13 protein-coding genes are annotated in these 16218 nt (G+C 63.9%); 7 read left to right on the top strand and 6 right to left on the bottom strand.

The features are described 5' to 3' along the window. The first annotated feature begins 14 nt into the window (after nucleotides 1-14). The 4 genes from F2P46_RS22345 to F2P46_RS22330 all read left to right on the top strand — a co-directional run bounded on the left by F2P46_RS22345 (nucleotide 15) and on the right by F2P46_RS22330 (nucleotide 4783). The gene (locus F2P46_RS22345; RefSeq protein ID WP_166894276.1) at nucleotides 15-743 is read left to right on the top strand and encodes a hypothetical protein; all 729 of its coding nucleotides are present in this window, start codon (nucleotides 15-17) and stop codon (nucleotides 741-743) included. A gap of 137 nt (nucleotides 744-880) precedes the next feature. Beyond that, nucleotides 881-1369 (top strand): hypothetical protein, encoded by a 489-nt coding sequence (locus F2P46_RS22340; protein WP_166894274.1) that lies wholly within the window; start codon nucleotides 881-883, stop codon nucleotides 1367-1369. Nucleotides 1370-1487: 118 nt separating this feature from the next. Next, a complete protein-coding gene (locus F2P46_RS22335; protein WP_208296729.1) occupies nucleotides 1488-3629 on the top strand; it encodes a peptidase domain-containing ABC transporter in 2142 nt (713 codons plus the stop codon). 68 nt (nucleotides 3630-3697) lie between these two features. After that, nucleotides 3698-4783: a polynucleotide adenylyltransferase PcnB gene (locus tag F2P46_RS22330; protein ID WP_166894270.1), complete on the top strand. Its 1086-nt coding sequence runs from the start codon at nucleotides 3698-3700 to the stop codon at nucleotides 4781-4783. A 17-nt stretch (nucleotides 4784-4800) separates the two neighbouring features. Here the strand turns inward: F2P46_RS22330 and F2P46_RS22325 are convergent, their stop codons facing one another. The 6 genes from F2P46_RS22325 to puuE form a co-directional block, all read right to left on the bottom strand. Beyond that, nucleotides 4801-6315 carry an adenosine deaminase gene (locus F2P46_RS22325; protein WP_166894268.1) on the bottom strand — a complete coding sequence of 505 codons (1515 nt, stop codon included), beginning with the start codon at nucleotides 6313-6315 and terminating at the stop codon, nucleotides 4801-4803. Between the two features lie 138 nt (nucleotides 6316-6453). Beyond that, complete coding sequence (guaD, locus tag F2P46_RS22320; protein WP_166894266.1) at nucleotides 6454-7782, bottom strand: guanine deaminase; 1329 nt, start codon at nucleotides 7780-7782, stop codon at nucleotides 6454-6456. Beyond that, entirely contained in the window at nucleotides 7782-8801 is a 1020-nt protein-coding gene (xdhC, locus tag F2P46_RS22315; RefSeq protein WP_166894264.1) for a xanthine dehydrogenase accessory protein XdhC, read from the bottom strand. The genes guaD and xdhC overlap by 1 nt, the downstream gene beginning before the upstream one ends. Then, nucleotides 8801-11137, bottom strand: coding sequence for a xanthine dehydrogenase molybdopterin binding subunit (gene xdhB, locus F2P46_RS22310; RefSeq protein ID WP_166894262.1), 2337 nt, complete (start codon nucleotides 11135-11137; stop codon nucleotides 8801-8803). The genes xdhC and xdhB overlap by 1 nt, the downstream gene beginning before the upstream one ends. 10 nt (nucleotides 11138-11147) lie before the next feature. Continuing rightward, nucleotides 11148-12617, bottom strand: a complete 1470-nt coding sequence (gene xdhA / locus F2P46_RS22305; RefSeq protein ID WP_166894260.1) for a xanthine dehydrogenase small subunit — start codon at nucleotides 12615-12617, stop codon at nucleotides 11148-11150. Between the two features lie 92 nt (nucleotides 12618-12709). Then, on the bottom strand, nucleotides 12710-13642 hold the full coding sequence (puuE, locus tag F2P46_RS22300; RefSeq protein ID WP_166894258.1) for an allantoinase PuuE: 933 nt from the start codon (nucleotides 13640-13642) through the stop codon (nucleotides 12710-12712). 121 nt (nucleotides 13643-13763) lie between these two features. Between puuE and uraH the strand changes: the two genes are divergently transcribed. The 3 genes from uraH (at nucleotide 13764) to F2P46_RS22285 (ending at nucleotide 16214) form a co-directional block, all read left to right on the top strand. Continuing rightward, entirely contained in the window at nucleotides 13764-14117 is a 354-nt protein-coding gene (gene uraH / locus F2P46_RS22295) for a hydroxyisourate hydrolase (RefSeq protein ID WP_166894256.1), read from the top strand. A gap of 63 nt (nucleotides 14118-14180) precedes the next feature. Next, nucleotides 14181-14741 carry an ATP-dependent Clp protease proteolytic subunit gene (locus tag F2P46_RS22290; protein WP_166894254.1) on the top strand — a complete coding sequence of 187 codons (561 nt, stop codon included), beginning with the start codon at nucleotides 14181-14183 and terminating at the stop codon, nucleotides 14739-14741. 192 nt (nucleotides 14742-14933) lie between these two features. Next, nucleotides 14934-16214: an HlyC/CorC family transporter gene (locus F2P46_RS22285; protein WP_166894252.1), complete on the top strand. Its 1281-nt coding sequence runs from the start codon at nucleotides 14934-14936 to the stop codon at nucleotides 16212-16214. Nucleotides 16215-16218: the final 4 nt, after the last annotated feature.

Raw genomic sequence — 16218 nt, 5'->3', positions numbered from 1 at the left:
AAATCGGAAAATTTATGCGTCTTATCGAAGATGATGTGCTTGAACTGATCGCCGGTGGCAATGATGTTGTAACCATCCATGGTCATAGCAGCCCCGGCTGGTATGGCGGTGGCGACGGTGGCAACTACGGTGGCGGCGATGGTGGCGTTCCCTGGTGGTGGGGCAATAACACCGGCGGCAGCTACAATTATCCCGGCACGCCGATTGACCAGGGCGGCGGTAATACGAACCCGCCACCGCCGTCCGAACACGACACCAGGCATACGTCGCCAGCGCCAGCGAGGGCGCCGGCCAATGTCGATCTTGAGGGACTGCGCGATACGATCGTCATCATCGCAGGGCAAATCAAGACCATGGACGCAAACAAGGAGCAGTCGGCGGCAGTGCTGAGAATGGCTGACGGAACCCTGCGTCCATCGGAAATCACCACCAGCGACACCGGTACATTCAGGCTTGCCGTGGACGTGCCGGAAGGGGCCAAGATCGTCGCCTGGATCCATTCCCATCCCGATGGTAAAAATGGCTTGGATCAACGCTTCCCCTCAGCTCCGGGCCAAGTGAACCCGGGTGAAACCCCCGATACCGAGGCGGGACGAAATCTGACTTCCCACCCGGCCGTCGACCCGGGCGCCGTGATGTACATTTTGGACAATAAGAGCGGCGATGTGTACGAGTACGTCGGGCACGGTCCTGACGCCATGCCGGTTGGCGCCAATATCAGCCGCGATACCATCCCCGGCTGATAGGCAAGCGCAGGTAGAGTAACTGTTCACTGACCCGGCGCCGGGTCAGTGACTGACATCAACAGGCCCGGGAGCCTGGCTCGATCGGACGTTCCCGGTTCAACATCGCAAACAGACTAATCTCTTGAGAAAACTCCATGAAAAAAATCGCGCTTGTGTCCGCTCACCTCGCCCTCATTGCGGCCTTGAGCATCTCTCCGGCGACAGCGGAAACCGTCATATTGACCATGTCAACCCACATTCCACAGCCGAGCGCGGTCACCGAGTCGCATACCGTGCAGTGCGACGCTGCAATCTACACCCTGGCGTCGTCGAAGCAGGCGCGCACCCTGACCGTGTCGCGCAACGACAAGCTCATTGCCGACCTGTCCGCTACCGACTTTGGCCAACGTGTCACCGCCAGCGCGTTGCTCGGGCGTTACGCCTTCGATTGCCCCAAAGACGCTTTGGGTTTGACATTTGACGGCATCGAAGTCTTTCCAGACGGCCCGCCAAAAGGAATCAAGTACCTTGCCACCATCAACGACGATGGCCGTGTTCGCTCCGACAAAGGCGTTCAGCACAACGAGGTCAATGCCATCGGCAAGCCGCAGGTCATGAAACTGCGCCCGCTTCCCGCGAAATAGCACGACATGCAGCATGTTTGTGGGTGCACATGCATGCACTTCGCGCGGCCTGGCTCGCCTATCCGCCTGCAAGCGCAGTGTGTACAGAAGAAACAGATTCATTGAAAGGAAACCGATCTTGCGACAAACAGAAAGCGCGGAATGCGGGCTGGTCTGCCTGGCGATCGTGGCCGCCTCCCACGGCTCTAAAACAGACATCGCGGTCTTGCGTCGCAAGTATCAATTGTCCACCCGCGGCCTGACCCTGAAACAGATCAAGGAGATCGCCGTCGACATGGGCATGGCCGGGCGCGCTATCCGCTGCGAAATCGAGGAACTGGCCGCCTTGAAGACACCGGCCATCCTGCACTGGGGCTTCCAGCATTTCGTGGTCCTCACTGCCGTCAAAGGCAGCAAATTCAAGATCCATGACCCCGCAATCGGTGAGCGCACGCTGGGGCTGAAGGAAATGTCGGCCAAATTTACCGGCATCGCGCTGGAGCTCACACCCACCACCGCTTTCGTCAAGCGACGCGAAGCCAGTCCGCTGAGCATGTCGTCCTGGTTCCGCATCGGCCCCGCCATGTACGGCGCGCTGGCCCAGATCCTGCTGCTGTCGGTGTTCATGCAAGTCTACGTGATCGCCGTCCCGTTCTATATGCAACTGGCGGTCGACCAGGCCGCGCTCAAGGGCGACAGCGACATTCTCAAGGCGCTCGCCCTGGGTTTCGGCCTGTTCTGCGTGTTCAACGCCGGCGCCAGCTTCCTGCGCGGGATCGTCACCGTCAAGCTCACGGCACTGCTCAATTGGGACATGACCTTGCGCCTGTACACCCACATGCTGCGCCTGCCCTTGCCTTGGTTCCAGCGACGCAAGCTCGCCGATATCCTCTCGCGCTTCGATGCCATCGGACCGGTGCGCGACCTGCTCTCCGGCGCCCTGGTCGCCACCCTGGTGGACGGCCTGCTGGCGATCGCCACGCTGGTCATGATGATCGTCATCGCGCCATCCCTGGCGCTGCTGGTGGTCGGCGGTTTTGTCGCCTACGTCTTGGTGCGGCTGTGCGCCCTGCCAGTAAACATGCGCCTCGGGATGGACTCCATCACGGCGCGCATTTCCGAAAACGGCAAACGCATCGAGAGCATCCGCGCCATCCAGACCGTCAAGGTGATGGGCGCGGAAAGTTCGGTGGAAGGCGACTGGGCCAACCGCTTCGCCAGCGTAGTCCGGGCCGACCAGAAGGTCGCTTGCGCCAATCTCGCGTTTTCATCGATTCAAGGCTTGGCCGACGCCATGGTGCGCGTGGTGCTGATCTATCTGGGCGCGGGCGCTATTATTGACGGCAATATGAGCGTCGGCATGTTCTACGCGTTCCTGACCTACCAAACCCAGTTCTCCGGCAAAGCGGGCGCCTTGTTCGAGCAGATCATCAACTGGCGCATGACCGACATGTATTCGCACAGGTTGGCCGACATTGTGCTTACGCCCAAGGAGAGCGGAATCGACCAGAGCATCCACATGCCCGAAAAGATCGTCGGCCGCATCGAATGCGCGAACATCGCCTTTGCCTACTCGGCGCAGGAGCAAGCAATTTTCCGGGGAATTTCGTTCAAGATCGAGCCGGGAGAATTCGTCGCCATTGTCGGCCCCTCGGGCGCGGGCAAGTCGACCCTGTTGAAAGTCATGTGCGGGCTGTATCCGGCGTCGCAAGGCGAGATCAGGATCGACGGCCGGCCGCTGTCGGACTGGGGGCCGAAACTGTTCCGCCAGTCGCTCGGGGCGGTCATGCAGGATGACGAACTACTCCACGGAACCGTGGCTGAAAACGTCGCCTTCTTCGACGATCACATCGACATGGACCACATGTGGGAATGCTTGCGCCAGGCGGCGCTGAGCAAGGACATCATGGGCATGGCGCAGCGCGCCGAAACCATGATCGGCGACATGGGCACCAGCCTGTCGGGCGGCCAGAAACAGCGCCTGCTGCTGGCGCGGGCCCTGTACCGCCGCCCGCAGATCCTGATCCTGGACGAGGCCACCTCCCATCTCGACCTGGCCCGGGAAAGTGAAATCAACACCGTGTTGCGGGGGCTGCCCATCACCCGCGTGATCGTCGCGCACAGAAGCGAAACCATCGCCGCAGCCGATCGGGTAATCTGTCTCGATAACGGCAAAATCACCTACGACGGCCCGCCGCAACGCGCCATCAGGCCGCCCATGCCTGCGGCACTGGACAAGGGAGCAGACGAGGCCAGCGCGATGAGCGCGATCGCGGCGTGATGCACGCCAGCTTTTCCAGCCCCGCGCCAGCGTCTCTCGCGCATGGTATTGCGGACAATGCGCGGCGCTTGGCCCGCACCTTGCAGCATGCCGGCTTCAGCGCCTACGTGACCGGGGGTGCGGTGCGCGACATGCTGTTGTCGATTCCCGCGCACGATGTCGACCTGGCGACCAGTGCGACGACCGCCGATATCATTGCACTGTTCCCCGGCGCCGTTGAAGCGGGCGGGCGGTTCCGTATCGTACTCGTTCCGATCGACGGCCAGAGAATCGAGATCGCCACGTTGCGTCCCGCAAGCGCCGATTCGGCATCGCGCCAGCATTGCCCGCACATTGCAGGCTCGCCGGCCGAGGATGCGGCCCAGCGCGACTTCACGATCAATGCGCTGTACTACGATCCGGGGCAGGAGCGGCTTACCGATTTTCACGGCGGCATGGCCGACTTGCAGGACAAGGTTCTGCGCACCATCGGCAACCCGGACGAGCGCTTTCGCGATGACCCGATGATCATGCTGCGCGCAATCCGTTTTGCCCATCGCCTCGGGTTCTCCATCGCGTCAGAAGCGGTGGCGAGCATCGATCGGCATGCCGCGCTGATCGCAAAGGTGTCGCCCGAGCGCCTGTTCGCGGAAGTCGCGCGCCAGCTCACATCCGGCCAGGCCGCAGGCTGCATGCGCGACCTGTGCCGCCACAGGCTGCATGCGGCGCTGCTGCCTGAACTCAGGAAGGACTTGCTTGACTCACAGTCGTCCTTTACAGGCCTGGCGCTGCAATCGGTCGACGACAGCCTGGCACGCGGAACACGCATGTCGGCCAGCTTTGTGTTTGCCGCCCTCCTGTGGCCGCAGCTCAAGCGCGCATGGGACGCGCTACAGAAGAACGGATGGGGCGTCATGCCCGCACTGGAACGCGCGGCGCACGATGTGTGCAGCGCCCAGAGCGCGTGCCTGGGCATACGCGAACGCGTGGCGGGCGACATACACGCGATCTGGTCGACCCAGGCCTACTTCGCCATCGGCCCGCACCGTGCCGGCGCCGATCTGGACCAGCACCCGCGCTTCAGGGCCGGCTACAACCTGTTCCAGCTGCGCTGCGCGGCGCAGGAAGTCGATCCGGAGCTGGCGAACGCGTGGAGCGCGCAGCGCCGGCGTTGACCGTTGCGGCCGAACGATCAGCGCACGGGGCGGCGTGCCGGGACCGGCTTCATGAGCGGCTGCGACGGCCAGCTTGCCACCTGCGCTTCAAAGCGCGCAAAGCGCTCGTCGAGCTGGCGCGTCAGGCGCTGCTTTTGCTGCTCCGGCAAGAAGGCATAGCGCACGCCGTTGTATGAAACCTTCTTGATTTCGGCGTACGAGGGCTGGTAGCGGGTGGCGAACAGCGTGTACTCCTGCGACAGGTTGTGGCGCGTGACACCGGCGTCGTCGGTCGAAATCACATACGGCACGCCGAACTTGCGGTACAAGGTCACCGGATGATTGGCGCCTTCGATGCCGGAGATGAAGGCATTGCTGGTCAGGTTGATCTCGACCGGAATATCCTTCTCGCGCATGGTCTTCATGATCGCGATCGCATTCGACTCGTGCGCCAGGTCGATGCCGTGGCCGATGCGGTCGGCGCCGGCCACGTTCAGGGCTTGCTCGATATGGAACTTGAGCCCTTCCGGCGGCACGTCGCCCAGCGCCAGTTCGCCCGCGTGCAGCGCCAGCTTCACTTTCGGATACTGGGTCTTCAGGAAGCGGAACATCTTCATGTGCAGTTCATAGTCCCGCATCGACGGCGCCAGGCTTTCCTGGCCGACGATATTGACGCCGACGATCAACTCGCTCCGGCTGGCGGCCTTGAAGCCGGCCAGCATCGACGAAAACACCAGCGACGGGTTGACCAGGCGCAGTACATACGCCTGGTAGCGCATGGTGAACTGCGCGTCGTCGATATTGGCGTGGTTGGTCTCGATGCGCGCGACGTAATCAATCAGGCCCTGGTTGAAGGCGGGGTCTTTGTCGAGCTTTTCCATCCAGTTGCGCATGGCGGCGGTGAGTGCGGCATCGTCGGCGGCCTTCCACATGGCCGTATCGGCGTCGGCGCTGCCGGTCATCGGCGCGAGCTTGAACATGGTTTCGATGTAGCCGACGTTTTCGGCGATGGCGCGCTTTTTCAGCTCCAGCAAGCCTTCGTTATAGTTGGCGTTCGAGACCGGGCCGAAAAAGCCGAAAGTCTGGAAGAAGTGGCGGTCCGGCGGCGGCTGGATCGTGCCGTGGTTGGAGAAGTCCTTGCTCGACCAGCGCTTCAGCAGTTCGCGGTAGGTCAAGTCGTCGGCCAGCACCTCGGCCGACGACAGGCAGGTGCGCTCGGCGGCGGGCAGCGCGCGCTGGGCGTCGATGACGGCTTTGCTGGTTTCGACGCGGTAGGTCTGCTTGTTGACGCACAGGCCCTGCTTGTCGAGGAAGTCGACGTATTGTTCGGCGTAGAGGGCGCCCGAATAGTGGTGGTGCAGGTCGGCGCCCTTGGGCATCTGCGAGAAGAACAGGGTCAGTTCGGACAACTTCGGCTCGGCGCCGGCGATCAGGCCCGCGAGGTGGCGCGCGGTGGCCGCTTCGTTGGCCTTGGACGTGGCGGTGGGCGCGTCGGCATGCGCATTGGCTGCCAGCGCCAGGGCGATCAACAGGCTGCTCGTTTTACGGATCATGGATTTCTTCTCTCAGTAATTGGCGTCGCTCCCGCGAAGGCGGGAACGCATGCGTTCCCCCCAAGTACGTGCCGCAGACTGAGCGCACAACTTGGACTCCCGCCTTCGCGGGAGCGACGGTTTGTCGGGTGGTCGTACTTACAAGGTTGTCCCGCCTGCGCGCTCATGCACCTTGCGGCCAGCCGCATACGTCGCACCCACGCACCGGTCGTCGCCCAGCAGCGCCAGCGCGAACAGCAGCTCCTCGAGGTTATTGCAACGCTCCGTGCGGCGCGCCAGCAAAGGCGTCGCTTTCGGGTCGAGCACGATGAAATCGGCTTCCGCTCCCGCGACAAAGCTGCCGATGGTCCCTTCGAGTCGCATGCTGCGCGCCGCGCCCAGCGTCGCCAGGTAAAACATGCGCGCGGCCGGCAGGTAACTACCTTTTAAGCGCGCTACTTTATAGGCTTCATTCATAGTTTGCAACATGGAGAAGGAAGTCCCCGCCCCCACGTCGGTCGCCAGCGACAGCGATACCCGCGCCGCGTCGGCCTTTTCAAAATCGAACAAGCCGCTGCCGAGGAAGAAGTTGGAGGTCGGGCAGATCGCCGCCGCCGACCCGGTGTCGGCCATCCGTGCAAAATCGGCATCGTCGAGCCAGATGCAGTGGCCGAACATGGCGCGCTCGCGCATCAGTCCATAGTGGTCGTACACGTCCAGATAGCTGCGCGCGTCCGGAAACAGCGACTTGACCCAGCTGCATTCGTCCGCATTCTCCGACACGTGGGTCTGTATGTACGTGTCCGGGTATGCCGCCGCCAGCTCGCCGCTCAAGCGCAGCTGCGCGTCGCTGGACGTGGGCGCGAAGCGCGGGGTAATCGCATACATGGCGCGGCCCTTGTTGTGCCATTTTTTGATCAGGTCCTCGCTGTCGCGCACCCCGCCCTCGGCGGTATCGCGCAGGAACTCGGGGCAGTTGCGGTCCATCAGCACCTTGCCCGCCGCCATGCGCAGGTTGCGCGCCGCGCTGGCTTCAAAAAACGCGTCGACCGACTCGCGGTGCACGGTGCAGTACACCATGGCCGTGGTGGTCCCGCAGCGCAGCAGCTCGTCGAGGAAGAAGTCGGCCACTTCGCGCGCGTGCGCCGGGTCGCCGAACTGGCGCTCGGTCGGGAAGGTGTAGGTCTCCAGCCACGGCAGCAGGCCCGGCGCCGGCGAGGCGATCATGTCGGTCTGCGGAAAATGCAGGTGGGTGTCGATAAAGCCGGGCATGATCACCTTGCCGCGATAATCGCGCACCTGCACGTCGCCAGGGAGCGTCGCAAACAGCTGCGCGTAGTCGCCGGCCGCCCGGACTTTGCCGTCGGCCACGATCAACAGCCCATCTTCGTGCCACAGGCAGGCGTCTTTGCTGAAGGCCGGGTCGGCGTGAAAATGCAGCAAGCTGGCTCGGTAGGCTTGCACGGTGCTTGGTGGTACGGTAGACATCAGGTTCTTTCGGTGATTGCGGCCGACGGTCTTGCCATGATGGGCGTGAACGCGCTGGGCGTTCCTTGCATGGCTTCCCACACGGTCAGTAATTGCGCGCAGACGGAAGCGGCGATAACCGCCGGCGCTTTGTTGGTGATGCCGGCCAGGCCGATCGGGCAAACCATTGTATCAATCCGCGCCGCGTCCACGCCGCGCGCAAGCAGGCGGTGTTCGAACTGGCGGCGCTTGGTTTTCGATCCGATCAGGCCGAACCAGCCCACGTCAGGCCGCGCCATGATCGCCTCCGTCAGGCGCTGGTCGAGCGCGTGGCTGTGCGTCATGACGAGGTAACTGGCATTGGCCGGCGCGGCCGCCACCAGCGCCTCGGGCAGGTCGGTCGCTTCGATGGTGACGTTGGCCGGCACCTGTTGGGGGAACATGTCGTCGCGCTCGTCCACCCAGGTGACGTGGCACGGCAGGTGCGCCAAAGCGCGCACGATGGCCGTGCCTACGTGGCCGGCGCCGAACAGCACCAGGTGCGCACGTGGCGCGAACACCGGATCGACCAGCCAGCGCCGCCCGTCCGGCTCCTGCATGACGTAGGCGCCACGGTCGCGCGCGAATACGGGCGGATGCTGGCCCGCCAGCCAGCGGCCGTCGCCATCGAACAGCGCGGTCTCTGGCGCGCCGTCGATGGCGCTCACGCGCCAGCTGTCGTGCTGGCGGCGCTGGCCGAGCAGCGCGGCCTGCGCCGCATCGAACAGTTCGAACGACAGATGCACCACGCCGCCGCAGCACTGGCCCAGGCTCGGACCGAGCGCATAGCGCTCGAAATGGCGCGCACGGTCACCGGCCAGCATGGCGCGCGCGGTCTCGATGGCGCGGTGCTCCAGGTGGCCGCCGCCGATGGTGTCCAGCACCCGGGTCGCGTCGACCAGCATTTTGGCGCCGCATTCGCGCGGGCCGGAGCCTTCGACGATGGCCACGGTCACCAGGATGGCGGGCGCGCAGGCGCCGGCGCTGAGCCAGTCGTCCATCACGCCGCCTTGAGCGCCGCTTCGACAGCGGAAATCGATTTGAGGATTTCTTCGCTGGTGGCCGGCGCATTGAGCGGCGGGTTGACCTTGTGCCCGCCGACGCTGGAAACGGCATCGCGGATGGCAAAGAACACCGAGAACGGCAGCAGCAACGGTGGCTCGCCCACCGCCTTGGAACGGTGGATGCTGTCTTCGACGTTGCGGTTGTCGAACAGGCGCACGCGGAAGTCTTCCGGGCAGTCCGATACGCCGGGGATCTTGTAGGTCGATGGCGCGTGCGTCATGAGTTTACCGGCCGGGTTCCACCACAGTTCTTCGGTGGTGAGCCAGCCCATGCCCTGGATGAAGGCGCCTTCGACCTGGCCGATGTCGATGGCCGGGTTGAGCGACTTGCCGGCGTCGTACAGCGCGTCGGCGCGCAGCAGCTTCCATTCGCCGGTGAGCGTATCGACCACCACTTCGGCCACGGCGGCGCCGTAGGCGTAGTACGAGAACGGCCGGCCGTTCATGGTTTTCGGGTCCCAGTGCAGGCCCGGCGTGGCGTAAAAGCCGTCGGACCACAGCTGCACGCGCGCCAGATAGGCTTTTTGCACGAGCACCGGAAAAGCGACTTCGTGGCCGTTGACGAACACCGTGTCGTTGGCGAACACCACCTCGCCCGCTTCGCCGCCATACAGCTTGACCGCGTACCCGGCCAGGCGTTCGCGGATCTGGCGCGCCGCGTCCTGCGCCGCCTTGCCGTTCAGGTCGGCCCCGGTCGATGCGGCCGTGGCCGAGGTGTTCGATACCTTGCTGGTGTCGGTGGCGGTGGCGCGCACGTTGACGAGGTCCACGCCCAGTTCATGCGCAACCACCTGCATCACCTTGGTGTTGATGCCCTGCCCCATTTCGGTGCCGCCGTGGTTGACGATGATCGAACCATCGACGTACACGTGCGCCAGCGCGCCGGCCTGGTTCAGGTGCGTGACGTTAAACGCAATCCCGAATTTGACCGGCGTGAGCGCCAGGCCTTTCTTGAGCACCGGGCTGGCGGCGTTGAAAGCGGCAATCGCCGCGCGCCGTGCGCGGTATTCGCTGGTCTGTTCCAGCTCAAAGGACAGCGCGTGGATCACGTTGTCGACCACCACCTGGCCGTACGGGGTGACGTTGCGATCGTCACGGCCGTAGAAATTGATGCGCCGGATATCGAGCGCGTCGCGCCCGAGCTCACGGGCGATGTTGTCGATCACATATTCGATGGCGATCGCGCCCTGCGGGCCGCCGAAGCCGCGGAAGGCCGTATTCGATTGCGTGTTGGTCTTGCCGCAGGCGGCGCGGATATCCACGTCCGACAAATAATAGGTGTTGTCGAAGTGGCAGACCGCGCGCGTGGCCACCGGCCCCGACAAGTCGGCCGAATAGCCGGCGCGCGTCACCATGTCGACCTTGGCGGCGAGAATGCGGCCGTCGTCGTCGTAGCCGACTTCGTATTCGTAATGGAAGCAGTGGCGCTTGCCGGTGACGAGCATGTCGTCGTCGCGGTCGGCGCGCAGCTTGACCGGGCGCTTGAGTTTCGAGGCGGCGATGGCGGAAGCTGCCGCCCACAGCGCCGATTGCGACTCCTTGCCGCCGAAGCCACCACCCATGCGGCGGCATTCGACGACGATGTTATGCGAGTGCAGGCCGAGCGCATGCGCCACCACGTGCTGCATTTCGCTCGGGTGCTGGGTCGAGCAGAGCACCAGCATGCCCTTGTCTTCCTTGGGGATCGCGTAGGAGATCTGCCCTTCCAGGTAGAACTGCTCCTGCCCGCCCACATACAGCTCGCCCTTGACCGAGCGCGGCGCTTTTTCAAAGGCGGCTTGATAGTCGCCGCGTGCCAGGCGCATCGGCGGCAGCACGTACGATTGTGCGGCGCGCGCAGCTTGCGGCGTGAGGATGGCGGGCAGTTCTTCGTACGTCACCTGGCCCAGGCGCGCGGCGCGGCGCGCATGGTCGTGGGTGTCGGCGACGACAATGAAGATCGGCTGGCCGACGTACATGACCAGGCCATCGGCCAGGATCGGGTCGTCGTGGATGATCGGGCCGCAGTCGTTGGTGCCGGGGATGTCGGCCACCGTCAGCACCGCCACCACGCCCACGCTGGCGCGCACGGCGGCCAGGTCGATGGCGCTAATATTGGCGTGCGCCTTGCTCGATAATCCGAGCGCCGCGTGCAGGGTGCCCTGCACTTCCGGGATGTCGTCGGTGTAGGTGGCCTGGCCGAGCACGTGCAGCGCGGCCGATTCGTGGGCGCGCGAGACGCCCACGCCGGTCCACGCCGCCGCTTTGAGCGCTGGGGTAGCTGCGTCGTTCATGGTGTTCTCCTTACGCGCGCACGGCAAAGGCGTTGACGGCATCGGCCGCCAGCGGGTTGTGTTGACGGGTCTCGAACCAGTAGCGGCGCAGCAGGTTCTGCGCCGTCTTCATACGGTATTGGCTGGACGCGCGCATGTCCGACAGCGGCGCGTAATCCTGCGCCAGCATGGCCATGGCCGCATCCACGGTCGCCTCGCTCCACGCCTGGCCGACCAGCATCGCTTCGGTCCGCGCGGCGCGCTTGGGCGTGGCGGCCATGCCGCCGAAGGCGATGCGCGCTTCGCTCACCACGTCGCCGTCGAAGCGCAGCGCAAAGGCGGCGCACACGGCGGAAATATCCTGGTCGAAGCGCTTGGCCAGTTTGTAGGTGCGAAAGCGCACACCGGCACGCGGCAGCGGCACGCGCACCGCCTGGACGAATTCGCCCGCTTGCAGGTCCTTTTTCTGGTAGCCGAGGTACAGCTCTTCCAGCGCCAGCTCGCGTTCGCCGGCGGCGCCGCGCAGCACCACGCGCGCGCCGAGTGCGATCAGCCACGGCATCGAGTCGCCGATGGGCGAGCCGTTGGCGACGTTGCCGCCCAGGGTGCCGGCGTTGCGGATCGGGAGCGAGGCAAAGCGCTGCCACATGCTTGAGAGTTCGGCCGGATAGTGCGCGGCAACCGCCTTGTAGGCCTGTTCCAGGGTGACGCCGGCGCCGATGTCGATCATGCCGTCGCGCTGCGTGACGTGCTTGAGCGAATCGACGTGGCCGAGGTAGATGATGTCGCCCAGCTCGCGCATCTGCTTGGTGACCCACAGGCCGATGTCGGTGGAGCCGGCCAGCAGCACGGCGTCGGGTTTGTCGGCGCGGATGCGCACCAGTTCATCGAGCGTGCGCGGAGCGAAGAAGGAGGCGCCGCCGGCGCTGTAGGTGGCCATGGCGCCGCGTTGCAGGGGCGCCAGCTGGGCCGCCAGCGCGGCGCGGTCGAAATTCACGGGCGGCAGTTCGCCCATGCGCCGGGCGGCGTCAATGATCGGGCGGTACCCGGTGCAGCGGCACAGGTTACCGGACAGGGCGTCGTCGATCTGGCAACGCGATGGCGCTTGCCCCTCCTGCTTGAGGTACATGCCCCACAGGGACATGACGAAACCGGGGGTGCAGAAGCCGCACTGGGAGCCGTGGCATTCAAGCATGGCTTGCTGCACCGGGTGCAGCAGGCCGTTCGGCTGCTGGACATCTTCGACTGTAAACAGGGCCTTGCCGTCGAGCGTGGGGGTCAACTGGATGCAGGAGTTCACCGCCTTCATCTCGACCTGGCCGTCGGCGCCGAGCGTGCCAATGACGACCGTGCAGGCGCCGCAGTCGCCTTCGGCGCAGCCTTCCTTGGTGCCGGTGCAGTGCAGGTGCTCGCGCAAATGCTGGAGGATGGTCTGCGTCGGCGCGGCCTGCGTGACTTCGCGCACGGCGCCCTGATAGTAAAAACGGATCGGTGTTGACATTCTTGCCTCGGCTTTATCCCAGTATGCAAGGTTAACACCCAAGGCATCCGCAATTATATCTATTTGGAGATGTCTGTTATCACCCAAAAGCACTATGCCGGGTGGACCGCCTTCCAATGCTCGGCGATATCGATGCGGCGCGTGATCCAGACCTTGTCGTGGCTCTGCACATAATCGAGAAAGCGCGCCAGCGCCGCCGAGCGCCCGGGGCGGCCGACGATGCGGCAATGCAGGCCGATGGAGAGCATTTTCGGCTGGTTCAGGCCATCCGGGTCGCCTTCCGCGTACAGCACGTCGAAGGCGTCTTTCAGATAATCGAAGAACTGGGTGCCGGAGTTAAATCCCTGCATGGCGCAAAAGCGCATGTCGTTGGTGTCGAGCGTGTACGGCACCACCAGGTGCGGCGTGACGCCGCCCGCGTGCTCGACCTGCTGCCAGAACGGCAGGTCGTCGCCGTAGTGATCGGCGTCGTAGGCAAAACCGCCATGCTCGACCACCAGGCGGCGCGTGTTGGGCGAGTCGCGCCCGGTGTACCAGCCCAGCGGCGCGGACCCGGTCAGCTCGCGCACGATCTGCACGGCCTCGCGCATGTGGGCGCGCTCCGTTGCTTCATCCACGTTTTGATAGGAAATCCACTTCAGGCCATGGCAGGCGATTTCGTGGCCCAGTTGCTGAAAGGCCGCCACCGCCTCCGGATTGCGCTTGAGCGCCATGGCCACGCCGAACACGGTCAGCGGGAGCTTGCGCTCTTCGAACATGCGCAGCAGGCGCCACAGGCCGGCGCGCGAGCCGTATTCGTAGAGCGACTCCATGCTCATGTGGCGCATGGGAAAGGCCGCCGCGCCGATGATCTCGGAAAGAAAGGTTTCGGAGGCGGCGTCGCCATGCAGCACATTGTTTTCGCCGCCCTCTTCATAGTTGAGCACGAACTGCAGCGCCACCCGCGCCTGGCCCGGCCAGTGGGGATGGGGCGGCGTGCGCCCGTAGCCGTTCAGGTCGCGTGGATAGTTGTCGTAAGTCGTCATGAATGGGCTCGGGATGGAAGTGAATGCATGGGGGGTATAGTTCGCATCATATAGCGGCGTTCGCGCGCCGGTATATGATCAGCCAGATAACATGCCGCACTTTGATCATATAGGAACGATGATGGGAAAACTTAGTACGCACGTGCTTGACACAACGCAAGGCAAGCCCGGGAACGGCGTGGTAGTCGAACTGTATGCGCTCACTCCGGGCGCGCGCACCCTGCTCAAGACCGTCACCACCAACCGCGACGGCCGGGTCGACACGCCCCTGCTCGAAGGCGAGGCCATGCTGGCCGGGCGCTACGAACTGGTGTTTGCCGCCGGCGATTATTTTGCCGCCCAGGGCGTGAAGCTGCCGGAACCGCGCTTCATCGACCAGGTGACCTTGGCCTTCGGCATCGCCGATCCGGCCCAGAATTATCATGTGCCGCTGGTGGTGACGCCGTGGTCGTATTCCACTTACCGGGGCAGTTGAACAACAAAACCATGCGGCGGGCAAAAACTTGCTATTCTTGGGCGACGAGCTACAGGAGAGATAATGTCGCTGCACATCGTTCACTTTATCGGCCCCATCAACCATAGCGCGGTGTGCGCGGTCCGCAACCTCTGCCTGCAAGCCCTGCAAAGCGGGGCCAGCGAGATCGAGCTGCACATGTCGACCGAAGGCGGCAACATGACCGCCGGCTTCGCGCTGTATTTCTTCCTCAAGTCGCTGCCCCTGCCGCTGACCACCCATAACATCGGCAGCGTCGAATCGGTCGGGGTGGTGATTTTCCTGGCCGGCGCCAAGCGCTATGCCTGTCCCGGCACGCGTTTCCTGGTCCATCCCCTGCACTGGGGCTTCGGCAGCCTGGTCGCCGCCGACCACTCGCGCGTGAGCGAGTGGCGCGACTGCCTCGATTTCGATGCCGAACGCTATGCCTGCATCTTCGAGGAAGCGACCAGGTCGGCCGGGGTGCAGGACAATATCCGCACCAATCTGTTCGGCAACGCGCGCATCTACGACGCCACCCAGGCGCTCGAGGCCGGCATCATCCACAAGGCCGTGCAGGCGCGCCTGCCGGCTGCGGGAACCACTTCGCACTGGTGGAACGGCTGACGGCACCTGCGCTGATGCAGGGCGAATAGTTGGCGCACTACGTGACGCACATAATTCTGGTCAAACTTGCACGGAAACGGACCTTGACTTAAAATCAGCAGCTCTGCGGTTGCCGTTCCGGCGACGCACCATTCTGGGCTTGGCCCGCTTTCGATGCTCCCCTGTTCTTCTACCGCTGCCGCACGCTGACCCTTGGATACCGTGTCACCCTGGGTGCTTGTCGCCGCGCTGGTCTTGCTGATCCTGTGTTCAGCCTTTTTCGCCATGGCGGAAACGGCGCTCATGGCCGCCAACAAATTCCGCCTGCGCAGCCTGGCCAAGCGCGGCCACCGCGGCGCCATCACTACGCTGTGGCTGCTCGAGCGCACCGACAAGCTGCTCTCGCTGATCCTCATCGCCAATACCCTGGTCAACGCCATGGCGACGGTGCTGGCCACCGCCATTGCGATTTTGCTGTTCGGCTATGAAGAGAGCGTGATTGCGATCGCCATCGCGCTGCTGGTGTTCGTGCTGATCGTGTTCGCCGAAATCGCGCCCAAGTTCATCGGCGCCACCTATCCCGAAACCATTTCGCTGGTCGCCAGCACCCTGCTCAAGCCGATGATGGCGGCGGCCAAGCCGCTGATCTGGTTCGTCAACCTGTTCGTGCGCCTGTTCTTGGCTATTTTGCGCGTCAAGCCGGCCGACAGCGCCGCCCAGAACCGTGTCTCGCCCGACGAATTGCGCGCCATCGTGCTCGAAGGCGGCAATTTCATTCCGCAAAAGCATAAAAGCATCTTGCTCAACCTGTTCGACCTCGACACCACGTCGATCGAAGACATCATGACCCCGCGCGCCCAGATCGAGGCGCTCAACCTGGCCGTCCCGGTCGCCGAGCTCAAGGCCCAGCTGACCAGGTGCTACCACAACAAGCTGCCCGTGTATGAAGGCGAGATCAACCACATCATCGGGATCTTGCACGTGCGCCATGCGATCGCCCTGCTCAACGAGGAAGAGGAACTGACCATCGCGCATTTCCGTGGTTTGCTGACAACACCGTATTTCATCCCGCAAGACACCAGCGTCTTTACTCAGCTACAATATTTTCAAGAAAACAAAGAACGCCTGGGCATCATTGTCGACGAGTACGGCGAAGTGCAGGGCCTGGTCACCCTCGACGATATCATCGAAGAAATGATCGGCGACTTCACCACCTCGGCACCCGGCGCGGCGCCCGGCGACAACGTCTGCTGGGATGCGCGCGGCGAATGTTTGTTGGAAGGCACGGCGCCCCTGCGCGAGATCAATAAACGGCTGGGACTGGCGTTTCCACTGGACGGTCCCAAGACCGTCAACGGCCTCATGCTGGAGCAATTGCAGGAAATTCCCGAGGCCCCGATCAGCATGAAAATCGGCAACGTGGCGATCGAAGTCATCCAGGTGCAAAACCAGGCGATCAAGCTGGTCAAGCTGACCCGCCCTCCGGCGCGCTGAGACA

Origin of the sequence: Massilia sp. CCM 8734 (assembly GCF_011682155.1) — a bacterium.
Taxonomy (GTDB): Bacteria; Pseudomonadota; Gammaproteobacteria; order Burkholderiales; family Burkholderiaceae_D; genus Telluria_A; species Telluria_A rubra.
Note: the sequence above shows the minus strand (reverse complement) of the source record. Positions and strands in the feature narration are given on the sequence as shown.